This window comes from Jejuia spongiicola, assembly GCF_023502325.1.
GTDB classification, from domain to species: Bacteria; Bacteroidota; Bacteroidia; order Flavobacteriales; family Flavobacteriaceae; genus Wocania_A; species Wocania_A spongiicola.
In genome coordinates this window covers 67716-85626 of record NZ_JAMFLZ010000004.1, presented here as the reverse complement: position 1 = coordinate 85626, position 17911 = coordinate 67716, and the positions used below count along the sequence as shown (strand labels likewise).

The following is a 17911-nucleotide window of genomic DNA, read 5'->3' as shown; positions in this document are numbered from 1 at the left end:
TCCAATTATTAAATATTTAGAAGAATCTTGGTGAACGATCATATCCGTTTTTAAATCCAAATAAATCGACATTAAACAAAATGAATATTTCGTGAGAACCTGAATTAAAATTTCCTAAGTTACTTGTTGTATAATCGTAAGCATAACCTATTTTTAAATCTGGTGTTATCCTAAAGTTAACCAAAGCACTTACGGCGTCTCCTAAACGATAGCCTAAACCTGCTTCAAGTTTTTCATTTACAAGTACATTAGCAGTAATATCCATAGCCATAGGAGACCCTTTTACAGCCTTAGCCATAAATGCAGGCTTAAACTTAAGGTTTGGATTAATATCAAAAATATATCCACCTGTAAAAAAGAAATGAATATCCTGAACTCCAGTTGCCTTTATTCCATTTTCGTTTTCAATATGTTTAGTTGTAAGCATATTAGGTGCAGATAATCCCAAGTAATAATTATTAGAGAAAAAGAATGCGCCAATTCCTATATTGGGGAATGCTTTACTGATATTTTCGTTGAATGCTACATCTGTACTTACATTACCAGATTGTAATACAAAATCATCAAAGATGGCATCAAAAAAAGTAAACCCAGCTTTAACTCCAAACGAAATTTTGCTTTCAACTCCAACTGGTAACACATAGGCAAAATCTGCAAACACATTATTTTCATTTACAATATCGCCAATATTATCATTGGTAAAAGAAAGACCTAATTCAATTTTATCATTTATAGGTGTATGTGCAAAGAAGCTACCTGTTTTTGGTGCCCCTTCAAAACCAACCCATTGTGTTCTATAAAATCCACCTAAATTTAATATACCTTCTTCTGCAGTTGCGTAAGCAGGGTTTATTACACTCATATTATACATATACTGTGTAAATTGTGGATCTTGTTGTGCGAAACTTTGGAAAGACAATAATGTTATACTTAACAAAGCAGCTATTTTATATATATTTAATTTTTTCATGATTCTAAATTTTGCTTATCTATAAATTATCTGCTTAAGTATAAGCGTCCTTCTTCTGGTTTATTTATACCGTCGTTAAAATTGAAAATGTAGAAATATACTCCAACTGGCAAATCGCCATTTCCTAGTGTTCCTGATTGATTAGATTTGCCATCAAACCTAGGTGAATTAGCATTTCCTTTATAAACCATGTTTCCATATCTATTAAAAATTTCTATTTCAAAGTTCGGGTATAATATTTCTAAATTATCAATATCAAAAGTGTCGTTAACACCATCTCCATTTGGAGAGAATCCGTCTGGAATTACCAATTTACCACATGCTGTTAAGTCTGGAGTTATTGCTAAGCGTAAACTACTTTCACAACCTGTTGCAATATCTACTAAAACAGCATAGTACGTTACTCCATTATTTAATATTGAACTACTAGATATAACAGAGCCTCCCGTTTCAGAATCATACCAAACTAAATTATATTGTGCTGATGTTGACTCATTAATATTTGAGGATAATTCTGCAATGGTTGGTCCATCATTAATACATAATTCTTGGTTAGAATTAATTAATGTTGGTGTTGGGGCATCATTAATAGTAACAGTAATTGCTGAAGTACTTGTTGAAGACTCGCAACCTGAACTATTGGTTTGGCTTGCATAATAATCTTCGCCATTTACTAAGGTGTCTGTAGCACTCGCTACAGTAGTTAATGCCGCATCTTCGTACCATATTATTGTACCCGTTATCGTTAAAGCACTATCTAAATCTGAAACTGTAGGGTTATCTATTAAACAAAATCCTGGATTTGGATCAATTACAGTTGGGGCTGAACTGTCATTAACAGTTACTGTTATTTGAGCACTCGAATCTACTGTACAAAAACCAGTAGCAAGAACAGTATATGTATAAACACCTGATGCGTCTACACTTGGATCAAAATTAGCAGTTCCACTTGCTAAAGCTGGCGACCATATACCTCCGCTTTGTGCTCCCGAACCTAATAATGGGAATAAATCTGTAACTCCATCGATAACACATATTGAAACTGAATCATCAGCTCCTGCATACGGAGCTTGTGTTATAGAAACCACAACCTCGCTCGTTGATGTTCCACAAGCATTAGTTAGTGTATAAGTATATGTTCCTTGAACATCAACCAATGGATCAAAGACACCTGTCCCACTTGTTAAAGCTGGTGACCATGTTCCTCCTGTATCTGGACTTCCTCCTAATCGAGTAAATAAATCTGTTGTTCCATTATTACTACAGTCATCTAAAGTTCCATCAGTTCCTGCATCTAAAGGCGTATCAATTCTTACTGTTATAGTAGTACTATCGTCGACACATGGTGAAGTAGCTGCTACAAAATATGTGAATTGGTAATCTCCAGCTGCAAGTCCAGTAGCATCAAAAATGTTTCCTGTTAATGCTCCTGTTCCGTCTGTATCTTGCCAAACACCTCCGGTATCTTGAGTGCCATCTAAACCATTATTTAAGTCTATATTATTATCATTATTACAAGCAGAAATTCCAGTTGCACTAGGATTACCTGGGTTTGGTGATTGATATATTTCTGCAATAACTTCAAACCTAATTGAAGATTCACAACTAGTTGTAGCGTCTGTTTGGGTTGCATAATATGTTTCTCCATCTACTAAACTTGTTGTTCCTACCAAAGGAGAACCTCCTGCCGCTTCATCATACCATTGTATGTTAGTTCCTGTAGCAACTAAATCTGAAACTGTAGCGGCATCACAAAACTCTTGAGGTGTTATAGCTGTTGGTGCCGCTGTATCATTAATTGTTATACTTACTGTTACGTCTACATCATCACAAGAACCAATTGCATTTACATCATAAGTAAAATTGTAAGTTCCTGCCCCCAATCCATCAATAGTTACGGTATTTCCTGTTAGCATCCCTGACAATGAATCGTCATTCCATACCCCTAATTGATCTTCTCCTTCTAATAAATCAAATAAATCTACCGATTGTGCTGCTGTAATTTCTGCAAGACAAAACTCAGGAAAGCTAGTAACTGGTGTTCCTGATTCTGGAGCTGGTACAATAGTTATAGTAACAGTTGTACTATTGGTACATGAATTAGCATCTGTAATACTATACGTGAAATTATAAACCCCTATACCTAATAGTGAAAGGTTTATTTCATTAGCGGTAACCAAAGTTCCTGTGCTATCGTCATCAGACCATGTTCCTCCTGCATCAAAAGGTCCGCTCAATATTGAAAACAAGTCAAAAGCAGTATTTGTTAATGCTGGATCGTTTTCACAAAAAGGTAGTGGGTTGTTTGCCGTTCCTGTATTTGGCAATGCATTAATTATTACATCAACTGTAACCAATACATCATCACAAGACCCAATAACATCTACATCATAAGTAAAGCTATAAGTACCATTTGTTAATCCTGACAAGTCTACAGGGTTTGCGGTTACTGCTCCTAGATTATCTGTTCCTACAAACCAAGTCCCTGTTTGGTCCTCGTTATCTAATAAATCAAACAAATTAAAAGCGGACGGCGCTGAACCTTCACAAAAAGGAGCCGAACCATTTACTGTCCCAGATTCGGGAGCGTCTACAATAGTTATTGTTACTAAAGCATCATCTGTACAACCATTGGCTGCTGTAACGCTATAAGTAAAGTCATAAGAACCTATCGTTAGCAATGTTAAATCTACATCACTTGTACTTAAGGCTCCTGTTGAATTATCATCAGACCAAGTTCCTCCTACATCATTTCCAGATAGTTGACCAAATAAATCAAATGGAGAATTTGCAACCAAATCATTTTCACAAAATGGCGATGGATTAGTTGGGGTTCCTGCTTCTGGATCTTCCAACACTTCAACCTGTACTGTAGTTGATTCTTCTGGGCAAGGGTTTGGTGATACATTCTGTGTGTATGTAAAACTATATATGCCAGGTGCTAAACCTGTTAAATCAATTGGAGAACTAACTATTGGGTCTGTACTTAATGTGCCTTGTGTCCATTGTCCATTAGGATCTTCATTTTCTAATAATGTAAATAAATCAAAGGCTGAAGGTAAATTCACTTCACAAATTGGAGTGCCAGAAACCGATGTTCCAGATGTAAACGCTTCATATATTGTGATTGTTACCGTAGCTGTTTGGTCTGGGCAAAAGCCTCCATCTGTAACAGTGTATGTAAAAATATAATCTCCTGGTGTAGTCAATGTTGAAACATTTACTGTTCCTAAATGACCTCCAGATGTTGTAAGTGGTCCTGACCAAGTTCCTGTATTCTCTGGTGTGCCATTTAAATAATCAAACAAATCAAAATCTGAAGAAGGAATATTGTTATTGCAAAACTCTCTAACTCCTGGAGTTCCTGGATCAACAGGGTTGTCTATATTAACTATAACCGCAACTGGATTACTAACACAAAAAACGTCATCAACTTGAACATAATAAGTATTCCCATCTATTAAAGATGCTGAAAAAGGTAATGCAGGTAAAATTGGATCTCCCGACCCATCTAAGCTTGTATACCAATTAAAATTAGTTGCTGCTGTTCCTGGATCTAAATCGCCAACTGTAGGATTTGAATCTATACAAAAGTCTTGTGGAGTTGGTGGTGTAGGATCTACCGGTGCAGTAAAAACTCCTACTTGACCAATTTCTTGTTGACTTTCACATCCGCCGTTATCTACGAATACTATATAATAGTTTGATGCTCCTGTTGGGATAGCATCTGTTGGATTAGCCAAATTTGTTAAGTTAAAATCATTATAAACTTGAACAGATCCTCCTGATGGAATACTAGATTGTAAAACATCATCTATATAATCTTGTATTGTCGCATTATCGTTTGAACAATAAATTCGATCTAAAACCTGACCAGAAGCATCAACTTGAAAATCCACTACTATTGAAGATCTTACTCCGCAGGTTCCTGAATTATCATCTGCGTAATAAGTGCCTTCTAAAACTAGTTGACTAGCATTGTAAGCACTACCTCCACTAGCTGAGTCGTACCAAACAATGCCATTTCCAGCATCGGTAGCGTATGCATTTAAATCATTAAAGGTAAAGCCAGACGCATCACAAATAGGTGGTGGTGTAGGATCACTAATGGTAGGACATTGGGCGTTTATTGAAAATGCCGTCCAAAGAAATACCATTATAAAGGCAACATTTTTTTTTGTATGCCTTAAAAGGGATTTTGCATTCATAATTTGGTTGATTAAATTATTATTAACTAACATTAACTTGTAATAAAGCATTGATATATGATTATTAAAAACCTATGTTTAAATTATTTATGATTGCAATTTAACTGATTTATTTGTATTTCATCGATATTTTTTAATTTATTTTACACTTTATCGAAAAAAATTGTATTTAATCGTTGTTTTTACACGCTGAAAGCTTGTTTTTAAGCTTTGAATGCTATAGTTCTTTTTTTTATTATGTGAATTTGTATAAAAAACTATTTTATAAGAAATGAAAAAGCCTTTCTAAAAATATTAGAAAGGCTTAATTATTATATATGACTATAATATATATTAAGTGCTAATGCTGTAGCTCCTCTTCTCCGTCTTTAAGTGGTATGTTTTGAGGTACAAAATCGTCGTCATGACCTGGTTTACTATAATCGTAAGCCCATCTGTGTACATGAGGAATTTCTCCTTCCCAGTTACCATGAATATGCTTTATAGGAGCTGTCCATTCTAAAGTTGTAGAACGCCATGGGTTTTGAACTGTTTTCTTTCCATAAAACATACTAGCAAAGAAATTATATAAATATACTATTTGAACTACACCTCCAATTAAAGCAAAAATTGTAATAATAACATTTACATTCGCTAAATCATCAAATAATGGAAAATTACTATTAGTATAATAACGACGTGGTAATCCCGCCATACCAATAAAGTGCATTGGGAAGAATACACCATAAGCACAAACAGCAGTTATCCAGAAGTGAATGTAACCTAAATTCTTATTTAGCATACGCCCAAACATTTTTGGATACCAATGATAAATTCCGGCAAACATACCATACAATGCCGATATACCCATTACTAAATGGAAGTGGGCTACTACAAAGTATGTATCATGTACATTAATATCTAATGCAGAATCCCCTAAAATAATTCCTGTTAAACCTCCTGTTATAAATGTTGATACAAAACCAATAGAAAATAACATTGCAGGATTTAGTTGTAAATTACCTTTCCAGAGTGTGGTTATCCAGTTAAATGCTTTTACAGCTGATGGAATTGCAATTAATAAAGTTGTAAATGTAAATACAGATCCTAAAAATGGATTCATTCCTGATATAAACATATGGTGACCCCAAACTATTGTTGATAAAAATGCAATTGCTAAAATAGAAGCAATCATAGCCCTGTAACCAAAAATAGGTTTACGTGAACTTGATGCCATGATTTCGGAGACAAGTCCCATGGCTGGTAAGATTACGATATATACTTCTGGGTGTCCTAAAAACCAAAATAAGTGTTCAAATAAAACAGGAGAACCACCTTGATAATGCAATACTTCGCCTTGAATAAATATATCTGATAAGAAGAATGATGTTCCAAAACTTCTATCCATTATTAATAATAACGCAGCAGATAATAATACTGGGAATGATACTACACCAATAATAGCTGTTACAAAAAATGCCCAAATAGTTAAAGGCAATCTAGTCATAGACATCCCTTTAGTACGTAAGTTTATTACAGTAACAATATAATTAAGCGATCCTAATAATGATGACGCAATAAATATTGCCATAGATACCAACCAAAGTGTCATACCCATACCTGAACCCCCTTGAGCCATTGGCAATGCACTTAATGGTGGATAGATTGTCCAACCTGCAGCGGCGGGTCCAGCTTCAACAAATAATGAAATGACCATGATTACACTTGATAAAAAGAATAACCAATACGACACCATATTTAAAAAGCCTGAAGCCATATCTCGAGCTCCAATTTGCAACGGTATTAATAAGTTACTAAATGTACCACTTAACCCTGCAGTTAATACAAAGAATACCATTATGGTACCGTGAATTGTTACTAATGCCAAATAGATATCTGCATCCATAACACCGTCTGGTGCCCATTTACCAAGCAAAGCTTCAAATAATACATTCGGCTCTTCTGGCCATGCAATTTGCATACGGAACATTAATGACATTAATACACCAATAACTCCCATAATAGTACCTGTGATTAGATACTGTTTCGCAATCATTTTATGATCTTGACTAAATATATATTTAGTTACAAACGTTTCTTTATGATGATGTCCGTGGTCGTCGTCGTGATCGTGGTTATCTGCGTGTGCTGACATAATCTTATATCGTATTTATCTTTTTAATTAGTTAATTAGAGAGTTTTTGAACTCTTTTTGCTCTTTTATCCAAGCATTGTATTCTTCTTGTGTTTCTACTACTATTTTCATTTGCATATTGTAGTGAGATTTACCACAAATCTTATTACATAATAGTATATAGTCAAACTCATAACGCTCTAAGGCATCTTCACCTTTTGCAATTAATGGTTTACTATTTTCAACTCTTATTTCGTTAATTCTTTTAACTTTCTCTTGCATTTGAGGAGTTTTTCTCATTTCTGCAGTAGTTACTGTTGGTGTAAAACCAAATTGAGTAATCATCCCTGGAACACAGTTCATTTGTGCTCTAAAATGTGGCATATATGCTGAGTGTAAAACATCCTGAGAACGCATTTTAAATAATACAGGTTTTCCTACTGGTAAGTGTAATTCTGTAGTTATAATATCATCTTGGGCATTAGGATCAGATTCATCTAAACCTAAAATATTAGCTCTATCAATATCAATTAAACGTACATTAGCTTTACCTAAAGTATTATCGTTTCCACCGTATCTTGCTTTCCAGTTAAACTGTTGTGCATATAATTCTACTACTAAGGTGTCTTCATCTTCTTCAACACCCATTATGTTAATCCAGGTATTTAACCCGTAAATAATTAAACCTGCTAAAACAATTACTGGAATAATTGTCCATATTGCTTCTAACTTATTGTTATCTGCAAAAAACAATGCTTTTTTCCCTTTTTCACCTTTATACTTATAAGCAAAATAATGCAATAAAAATTGAGTGATTGTTTGAACAATAAATATGATTACCATAGAGATAACCATTAAATTATCTATAGTTGGACCATGCTCTGAAGCCGAGTTTGACATTAATGGTAAGTCTCCCCACTTTACAAAACATACAATGGTGATGATATAAATGAAAGCTAAAAAGCCCATCATTAAATACCCATTAATGGTGTTGTCTTTATCTGTGGCAACTCCTGGCACATTATCGTTTTTAGCCTGAGCTAAATCGAAAATCTTTACCATTTGCCATATGGCAACTAAAATAAATACTAAAACTATAATTGTTAATAAAGCAGTCATTGGTATCGTTCGTCTTTATTTATATCTTAATTAATAATGAAATTCTTCGCTTTCTTTTCTAAAAGGGTACCTTTTTACTAGTAATGGTGCTTTTGTTAAAGCTGTAAATACTATAAATATAAACAGTCCTGCAAAAAGCAATACTGAGCTTATTTCTGGGATTCCAATAAACCATCTATCGCCTACGGTAGCTGGCATAATCATATTGAAAATATCTATATAGTGCCCAAACAATATTACTAGTCCAGCCATAACTACAAACCAAGGAATACGTTTATAATCGGCATTCATTAACATTAGTATTGGGAATACAAAATTCATAACAACCATACCTAAGAAAGGTAGTTTATAATCTGCAAAACGTGTTACAAAATACGTTACTTCTTCTGGAATATTTGAATACCAAATTAACATGAATTGTGAGAACCATAAGTATGTCCAAAAAATACTGAAAGCAAACATAAATTTAGCAACATCGTGCAAATGATTTTCGTTTACAAATTCTAAAACACCTTTTGATTTAAGGTAAATTGAAATTAATGCAATTACAGTAATTCCGCTTACAAACATACTTGCAAATACATACCAACCAAATAGTGTTGAGAACCAGTGTGGATCTACACTCATAATCCAATCCCAAGACATCATAGATTCTGTATAAATAAAGAATACTAAGAACCCCGCAGCAATACGGAAAGATTTTTTAAAGTTTCTATTATCATCAGCTGTGTCTTGAGCAATAGAGAATTTACGTGAAAATTGACGATATAATACCCATCCTCCTAAGAAAATTAGACCTCTAATAAAGAATCCTGTTTTATTTAACCATCCCGATTTACCTGCAACTAGTTTATCGTAATTCTCATGACCTTCAACTGTTATACCTTCTTTTAGCCAAACAAATAAATGACTATCTGCAAAAAATGCTATTGCTAAAACAATTAAACCTCCAGGCAATAAGTAAGCAGTTATACCTTCCATAACTCTAAAAAGTACTGGAGACCAACCTGCTTGTGATGCTATTTGGATAGCATAAAATGCTAAAACACCTAAAGCAATCATCATGAAGAAAAATGCTGCAACGTATAATGCAGACCAAGGTCTATTATGAATTTGGTGCATTACATGTTCCGCGTGCTCATCACCATGATGTGCTTCGTCAGCAGTTGCATGTGCTTGACTTTCATTAGTATGAGTTGCAGCTTCAGCGTGTTCATCATGAGATTCAGCAACAACATGAGCCTCTTCAGCATGTCCTCCTCCGTGATGAGAAGCCTCTTCAGCTAACATTGTTTTTACCTCGTCTAAAGATTTATGAGATGTCATAAAACCATATCCAACACCTAACAATCCTAAAACCATTAGAATGATAGAAAATGTCTTTAATTTATTTGAAAATGTGTACATATCTATATAATCTTATCTTCTTACTTTTCTAAATCTGCTTTTAACTTCAACACGTATGATACTACTTGCCAACGCTCTTCTTCTTTCAATTGGTTTGCATAAGAACCCATCGCATTTTTTCCATAATAAATAGTATGGTAAATACTTCCTGCTGTAATAGCTCTACCTGGATCATCATAACTTGGAATTCCAAGAATTTTTTCTCGTTTAACCAAATTACCTTGACCTTTTCCTTTGTTACCATGGCAAATACCACAGTAAACGTCATAAAGTTCTTTTCCTCTTATCAAATCAACTTCTCCAGCTGAGTCTAATGGGTTGGCTAATGTTGTTTTCGCTAATTCAAACCCTTCAGTTGTATTATCAATATCAAAAGGAACATACCCTCTCGCTACAGATCCTTCAGCAGGTAATTGAGCTTCCATGCCGTTTCTAAATGCCTTAGATTCTTGATAAGTTTCATAACCAACAGGTTCATACATATTTGGCATGAATTGATAGTTTGGAGCTGTACTCTTATTACAAGATACTGCTACAAATACAACTGCTAATACTAATATTTTAATTAAGCCTTTCATATTAATGTCCATCTTCTTTATCAATAATATTAATCTCAACTGCTCCAGTTTCTGCTAGTAAACTTTCCAATTCATTTTCATTTCCATGTATTGCAATCTCCATTAAGAAATGATCGTCTGTAGTTCTTGGGTCTGGATTTTCTGCGTTTTTAAATGGCCACATTCTACTACGTAAATAAAAAGTGATTACCATTAAGTGTGCTGCAAAAAATACAGTAAGTTCAAACATAATTGGCACAAATGCTGGCATGTTTTCTATGTAACTAAAGCTTGGTTTTCCTCCAATATTTTGAGGCCAATCTTCAATCATTATAAAATTCATCATAACAATTGCTACTGTTAAACCTATTAACCCATATATAAATGCTGTAATAGCAATACGAGTTGGAGCTAGTCCCATAGCTTTGTCTAATCCGTGAACCGGAAACGGTGTATATATCTCTTCAATATGATGTCTTTCTGCCTTAACTTTTTTAACAGCTGACATTAATACATCATCATCAGTATAAATAGCGTGAATAACTTTTGAAGCTTCCATTGACTATATTTAGTTTATTAATTTTTTAGCTTGTCCAGACCAATCATCACGTTCTGCTCTTCCAGGGAAAGAACCTGTAATACTGTCTAACAAATCATATTCTTTTTTGGTCATCTTACTAACTTGAAGGAATGTATAAATACCAATGCTATTTAATACTTCTTCCATCTTAGGGCCGATACCATTTACTTTCTTTAAATCATCGGCAGTTTGCGTAGCGGCATCAAAAGATCCAATACTTCCAAGTAAGTTACTTACTTTTTCAGAATTATCATCATTTGAAGCTTTAGCTGGTTTAGAAACCGTTCCACCAGAAGTTCTAGCATCAACACCTGTTCCAACTAAGCTATCTCCTCTTTCTCTAATTTTCTTATAACGTTCTCCAGATGATTTTAAAATTGTTTTAACCTCAGCCTGTGCAATTACCGGGAATGTTCTTGAGTACAATAAGAATAATACAAAGAAGAATCCAATGGTTCCTATAAATATTCCTATATCTACAAATGTTGGAGAGAACATCGTCCATGATGATGGTAAGTAATCTCTATGTAACGAGGTCACAATAATTACAAAACGTTCGAACCACATCCCTATATTTACTACAATAGAGATAAAGAATGAGAACATAATACTTGTTCTTAATTTTTTAAACCACATAAATTGTGGAGAAAACACATTACAAGTCATCATCGCCCAATATGCCCACCAGTAAGGTCCGGTTGCTCTATTCAAGAATGCATATTGCTCGTATTCAACACCAGAATACCATGCAATAAATAACTCTGTAATATATGCTACACCAACTATTGAACCTGTAATCATGATTACAATGTTCATTAATTCGATATGTTGTACTGTAATATAATCTTCAAGGTTACACACTTTCCTCATAATAATAAGTAGTGTATTTACCATGGCAAACCCTGAGAATACCGCTCCAGCAACAAAGTATGGAGGGAATATTGTGGTGTGCCAACCTGGAATTACCGATGTTGCGAAGTCAAACGATACAATAGTATGTACAGATAGTACAAGAGGCGTAGCTAAACCAGCTAAAACCAAAGATACTTCTTCAAAACGTTGCCAATCTTTAGCGCGCCCACTCCATCCAAAACTCAATAATGAGTATATTTTCTTTTGGAAAGGCTTAATTGCTCTATCACGTAACATGGCAAAATCAGGCAATAAACCAGTCCACCAGAATACTAATGATACTGATAGATATGTTGAGATAGCAAATACATCCCAAAGTAATGGTGAATTAAAGTTTACCCATAATGAACCAAATTGATTTGGAATTGGTAATACCCAATAGCCTAACCAAGGACGACCCATGTGAATAATCGGGAATAACCCTGCTTGAACTACAGAGAAAATAGTCATTGCCTCTGCAGAACGGTTAATTGCCATTCTCCATTTTTGACGGAACAATAATAGTACTGCAGAAATAAGTGTTCCTGCGTGACCAATACCTACCCACCAAACAAAGTTAGTAATATCCCAAGCCCAACCTACGGTTTTATTTAAACCCCAAGTTCCAATACCTGTAGATATGGTATAAATGATACATCCAATACCCCAAAGAAAAGCGGCAAGTGCAATACCAAAAACTATCCACCATTGTTTATTTGCTTTTCCTTCAACAGGTGCAGCTACATCCACAGTAACGTCGTGGTATGACTTTTCGCCTGTAACTAAAGGTCTTCTAATAGGTGCTTCGTAATGAGACGCCATAATTATATAATTGATTCTTTAATTAGATTTATGCTTCTGTTGTATTTCTCACTTTTGTTTGATACTGCACATTAGGCTTTGTACCAACACTTTCTAACAAGTGATACATACGGTTATCTTCTTTAAGTTTTGCAACTTTACTACTCTTATCGTTAATGTCTCCAAATACCATAGCGCCACTGCTACAAGCTGCAGAACAAGCGGTTTGGAAATCTCCGTCTTTAATTTCACGCCCATCACGTTTAGCATCAAGAATAGTCTTTTGTGTCATTTGTATACACATAGAACATTTTTCCATCACACCACGAGAGCGTACAACAACATCTGGATTTAATACCATACGTCCTAAATCATCATTCATATAATAATCGAACTCATCGTTACCATTATATAAGAACCAGTTAAAACGACGTACTTTATAAGGACAGTTGTTTGCACAATACCTAGTCCCTACACAACGGTTATAAGCCATATGGTTTTGACCTTGACGACCGTGTGATGTTGCCGCCACAGGACAAACTGTTTCACAAGGTGCATGGTTACAATGCTGGCACATTACAGGTTGGAATGCTACTTGAGGATTCTCAGACGCTTTTTCCATTCTTTCGAATGTAGAAAGAGACCCATCTCCTTCTCTATCACCAAAAACGTAATTACCTAATCCTAATCCATCAGCATCTTCCTTCTCTTTATTATCACCTTCAAACGTTTCATCAGATGAATAATACCTATCAATACGTAACCAGTGCATATCACGACTACGACGTACTTCTTCTTTTCCAACTACAGGCACATTATTTTCTGCATGACATGCTATTACACATGCTCCACAACCTGTACAAGCATTTAAGTCTACCGATAAGTTAAAATGATGCCCGATAGAACGATCAAACTCATCCCATAAATCTACATCTGGAGAAGTTACTGGGGTTTCAACGTGATTAAGAGACACTACAGGAATTGCATTCCAATGTTTCTTGTCTTTCGTGTTGAAAATCTCTAAGGTGGTTTCTTTAACAATATCACCTCGACCCATTAAAGTATTATGCAATTGTACCGAAGCAAATTCATGCTCGCCGCCAGCAGACTCAATAGTAACAGATTGTACATTATTGAAATCTTGATATAATGCATAGGCATTAACACCTGTTTGCATTTCTTCTTTTAAACCTAAAGTTTTTCCGTAACCAAATGCTAACCCAACTGAACCTTTTGCTTGCCCTGGTTGAATCATTACAGGAACTTTAATTGTTGTTCCGTTTGCTGTTACATTAGCATAGTTACTATTTAATGCACCAGTTGCTACGTGTGTATTTACTAAACCTAATGCATCTGCATCAACTTTAGAAATGGTTAAGTAGTTATCCCAAGATGTTCTTGTAAGTGGGTCTGGAAATTCCTGTAACCATGGGTTATTGGCTTGTTGGCCATCACCCATACCTATTTTGGTATATAATGTTAATTCAAATCCTGAATCAGATTTAACAGAGGCTGCTATAGCTCTTGCTGCATTTCCAGAAGGTGTTTCTTCTGTCTCATCAGATTCAACAACTTCAGTTGTTGTAGTTGTATCTTCAGTTTCAGTCGCAATAGCGCCAACAAAAGTACCATCATGCAATGCTTTATTAAAAGAACTTCCTCCTAAAATAGTAGTTCCCCAAGCTTCTTTTATATAATCATGATAAGATGCATCGTTTTCAGTCCACGTTAATAAAGCATCTTGAAATTGTCTTGTATCAAATAAAGGACGAATTGTTGGTTGCGTTAACGCATAATGCCCTTTTTTAATTTCAACATCTCCCCAAGATTCTAAATAATGAGGTGCTGCTGCTATATAATCTGTAAGTACTGCAGTTTCATCTGCCTTTAAAGAAAAGGTTACAGATAAATCTACTTTTTTCAATCCTTCAGCAAAATCTGAAGCATTTGAAAGTGTATACATTGGATTTACACCACTCATGATGATCGCTCCAACTGTTCCAGCTTTCATATCGGCAACTAATTTAGCTACTGCTTTATCGCTACCTTGTCTTATTTTTATTGGTGCTGCTTTATCAAATGCCTTACTATTTAAAGCTTCGTTAATTTCTAAAGCAACCGTCTGTGCATTTACGTCTTGAATTCCTGTAACCACTAAACCATTACTTCCTGCTTTTTTAAGTTGAGAAGCTGCTTTACTAATAGCATCTTCGATATGAGCAGGTAAATCTTGTGTAGAAACAGATCCTCCAACAACTTGACTATATAATTTAGCTAAAGCGGTTTTTTGCTGACTTGGTGTTAAAGGCACACGCTTATCTGCATTAGCTCCAGTTAAAGACATATTAGATTCAAACTGAATATGTCGTGACATTTTCCCATGATCTGGAACTCTGTTTTTAGAGTAACCCGAATCAAATCCTCCGCCTTGCCAATCTCCTAAGAAATCTGCACCAACAGAAACAATAGTCATGGCTTTAGAGAAATCGTAATTTGCTAAAGCGCGCTCGTTATATTTTGCTTGGTAAGCATCAAGTGCAGCAGATTCTGAAACAGAATCGTATACTACATGACGAACATTACCATATTCTTCCTTAAACTCAGAAATCAATTTACTTGTAGATGGGCTTGCAAAAGTTTGTGTTAATAACACAATATCTTTATTAGCATCCGCAGCACTATTCAAAGCTTTAGTTGTTTCTGAATTGAAAGCCTCCCATGAAATAGGCTCTCCTTCTTTGCTCGGGCCTTGAACTCTTAAACTATCATACAATCCTAAAACTGACGCATTTACTCTAGCATTTGCATTACCATTAGTAACTGCTAAAGCATTATTTTCAATTTTAATTGGACGACCTTCACGGGTTTTAACTAAAACACTCGCAAAATCAAAACCATCAGCAATTGTTGTTGCATAATAATTTGCAACACCAGGAATAATTTCTGTTGGTTGTACTACATAAGGAATAGCCTTTTTAACAGGGCCTTCACAAGCAGCAAGTGATGCCGCTGCAGTACTAAAACCTACATATTTTAAGAAATCGCGACGTGTTGTTGATGTCTCCTCTAATGTCTCTTTATCACCTAAAAATTCATCTGTAGGAATCTCATTAACAAACTCGTTTTGTTTTAGCGTCTCAACAATAGAGCTATTTTCGTTTAGCTCTTCAACACTTTTCCAGTATTTCTTGTTTGATGACATATTATATAATTGAATTACTTCTTAATAAATTAATAATGACACTTACCACATTCTAACCCGCCCATTTGAGCAACAGTTAATTTATCTACACCATACTTTTTAGAAAGTTCTTCGTGAATTTTGGTATAGTAAGCATTATCCTTTACGTTAACATTTGTTGTTCTATGACATTCTATACACCAGCCCATTGTTAATGGTGCATGTTGGTACATAATTTCCATTTCCTCAACTGGACCATGACATGTTTGACACTCAACACCTGCAACAGTTACGTGTTGTGAGTGATTGAAATAAACAAAATCTGGCAAGTTATGAATACGCGTCCACTTAACTGGCTGAGAATCACCTGTATATTTTTGTTCTGCATCATCCCATCCAGCGGCTGCATATAATTTTTTGATTTCACCATCGTAAAACTCTTTTGAGTATTCAGGAGTAGTTTCTCCATTATACTCATATATAGATTTATGACAATTCATACATACATTTAAAGATGGAATACCAGATGTTTTACTAGTTCTTGCTGAAGAGTGACAGTATTTACAATCTACTTTATTGTCTCCTGCGTGAATTTTATGCGAAAAATGAATCTCCTGCACTGGCTGATACCCTTGATCTATACCTATTTGCATAAAGTAACCAAACACAAAGTATGCACTTGCTAATAAAAAGAAAATAGCAGTAACTAACATTAAGAATTGATTCTTAACAAAAGCTTTCCATAACGGTGTTCTTTTTGAATCTTCTTCTACTTCTATGCCTTGTGCTGAAGCAAAACGGCGCAATGTTTTGTTTACTAAAAACAAACCAGCAGCTAACAATATAAACAAAATAGCTAAAGCACCTAAAATGATTTCGTTAGAAATACCTCCAGTAGTTTCTGTAGCTTGAGTTGCCACTGCTCCACCTGGAACAGGAACAGGAGCTTTCTTTTCTTCTGCAGTATAAGCAAGTATATTATCAATATCTTCATTTGATAATTGTGGAAAAGCTGTCATTGCTGCACCACTATACTCATTATAAATCTTGTTAGCATAAGCATCACCAGATTTAATCATGCCTGCGCTATTTTTTACCCAAGCATAAAGCCATTCTCTATCTAAGCCTTCATCATCAGCTAAACGTTGCTCTACATTTCGTAAAGCAGGGCCAGTCATTTTCTTATCTAAAGTATGACACGCTGCACAATTGGCATTAAATAACGATTTTCCTTTTGCTGAATCTCCTTCTTGAGCCGAAAGAGACGTTGTAAATGTTAGTAAAATAACGAACCCGAAATGAAGAATATTTGAGGTTAGTTTACGGTAAATTACCTGTATCATATTGTTGGTTAAATTAACTTCTAAACTTTGGTATGATTTTTTCATTTAATATTAGAAAAAAATACAGTTATAAAATCTCACGCAAAAGTAATATTAAAAGTCGATTTTAGAAATGTTACAGAAGTGTTAATTGGTAATTTAGAGGCATTCTAAATAATAAAAAGAGCTGTATTTAAGTTTATAACGTATACATTTGTATAAATATATTTAAAAATGAACACATTGAAAATAAAAATTAACTCATTTCTTGTTTTTTGTCTTGTTTTAGTCTCGGCCAATTGTTTTGCTCAACAAGGCAATGTTACCATAAATCAAGATAAAAATATATCTACTCTTTTAAGTCTAAAAAAAGAACTTAATAAAGACGACAAAGCATCAGACAGGTACAAAATACAAATTTATAATGGCAATAGAGCAGGCGCTACATCTGCTCAAAAAGAATTTCATTCTATTTATGGTGATTGGCATTCAAAAATTGTTTTTGACACACCTAACTTTAAAATTTGGGCTGGTAATTTTAGAACACGCTTAGAGGCCGATAGAGCTTTAAAGAGAATTAAAAGAAACTTTCCTAGCGCGTTTATCTTTAAACCAAAGTCGAAAAAAAACAGTTAAATACTTACAAATTATTTCCTCTTAAAAATATTTGATTTAATACTTCAAGATTAACTCCTTCTAATCATAATTTATCTCTATTGAAGCATGAATTAACTATTGGAATTCCACCCAATAATGCTTACT

At 34.6% G+C, this 17911-nt stretch carries 11 protein-coding genes; 1 reads left to right on the top strand and 10 read right to left on the bottom strand.

The annotated features are described in order from the left end of the window. Positions 1-16: 16 nt before the first annotated feature. The 10 genes from M3P09_RS10205 to M3P09_RS10160 all read right to left on the bottom strand — a co-directional run bounded on the left by M3P09_RS10205 (position 17) and on the right by M3P09_RS10160 (position 17170). Positions 17-970, bottom strand: coding sequence for a PorP/SprF family type IX secretion system membrane protein (locus M3P09_RS10205; protein WP_099563325.1), 954 nt, complete (start codon positions 968-970; stop codon positions 17-19). A 26-nt stretch (positions 971-996) separates the two neighbouring features. Continuing rightward, positions 997-5178, bottom strand: a complete 4182-nt coding sequence (locus tag M3P09_RS10200) for a T9SS type B sorting domain-containing protein (RefSeq protein ID WP_249973055.1) — start codon at positions 5176-5178, stop codon at positions 997-999. Positions 5179-5518: 340 nt separating this feature from the next. Then, positions 5519-7312 carry a cytochrome c oxidase subunit I gene (locus M3P09_RS10195; protein WP_099563323.1) on the bottom strand — a complete coding sequence of 598 codons (1794 nt, stop codon included), beginning with the start codon at positions 7310-7312 and terminating at the stop codon, positions 5519-5521. A gap of 27 nt (positions 7313-7339) precedes the next feature. Then, entirely contained in the window at positions 7340-8410 is a 1071-nt protein-coding gene (locus tag M3P09_RS10190; protein ID WP_099563322.1) for a cytochrome c oxidase subunit II, read from the bottom strand. Positions 8411-8440: 30 nt separating this feature from the next. Then, the gene (locus M3P09_RS10185; RefSeq protein WP_249973054.1) at positions 8441-9817 is read right to left on the bottom strand and encodes a quinol:cytochrome C oxidoreductase; all 1377 of its coding nucleotides are present in this window, start codon (positions 9815-9817) and stop codon (positions 8441-8443) included. Positions 9818-9837: 20 nt separating this feature from the next. Continuing rightward, entirely contained in the window at positions 9838-10395 is a 558-nt protein-coding gene (locus M3P09_RS10180) for a c-type cytochrome (RefSeq protein WP_199099638.1), read from the bottom strand. A gap of 1 nt (position 10396) precedes the next feature. Beyond that, entirely contained in the window at positions 10397-10933 is a 537-nt protein-coding gene (locus tag M3P09_RS10175; RefSeq protein ID WP_099563320.1) for a DUF3341 domain-containing protein, read from the bottom strand. A 9-nt stretch (positions 10934-10942) separates the two neighbouring features. Beyond that, complete coding sequence (gene nrfD / locus M3P09_RS10170; RefSeq protein WP_249973053.1) at positions 10943-12667, bottom strand: NrfD/PsrC family molybdoenzyme membrane anchor subunit; 1725 nt, start codon at positions 12665-12667, stop codon at positions 10943-10945. Between the two features lie 28 nt (positions 12668-12695). Next, on the bottom strand, positions 12696-15848 hold the full coding sequence (locus M3P09_RS10165) for a TAT-variant-translocated molybdopterin oxidoreductase (protein ID WP_249973052.1): 3153 nt from the start codon (positions 15846-15848) through the stop codon (positions 12696-12698). 29 nt (positions 15849-15877) lie between these two features. Continuing rightward, entirely contained in the window at positions 15878-17170 is a 1293-nt protein-coding gene (locus tag M3P09_RS10160; protein ID WP_249973378.1) for a c-type cytochrome, read from the bottom strand. A gap of 213 nt (positions 17171-17383) precedes the next feature. Between M3P09_RS10160 and M3P09_RS10155 the strand changes: the two genes are divergently transcribed. Further along, positions 17384-17785 carry an SPOR domain-containing protein gene (locus tag M3P09_RS10155; RefSeq protein ID WP_099563317.1) on the top strand — a complete coding sequence of 134 codons (402 nt, stop codon included), beginning with the start codon at positions 17384-17386 and terminating at the stop codon, positions 17783-17785. Positions 17786-17911: the final 126 nt, after the last annotated feature.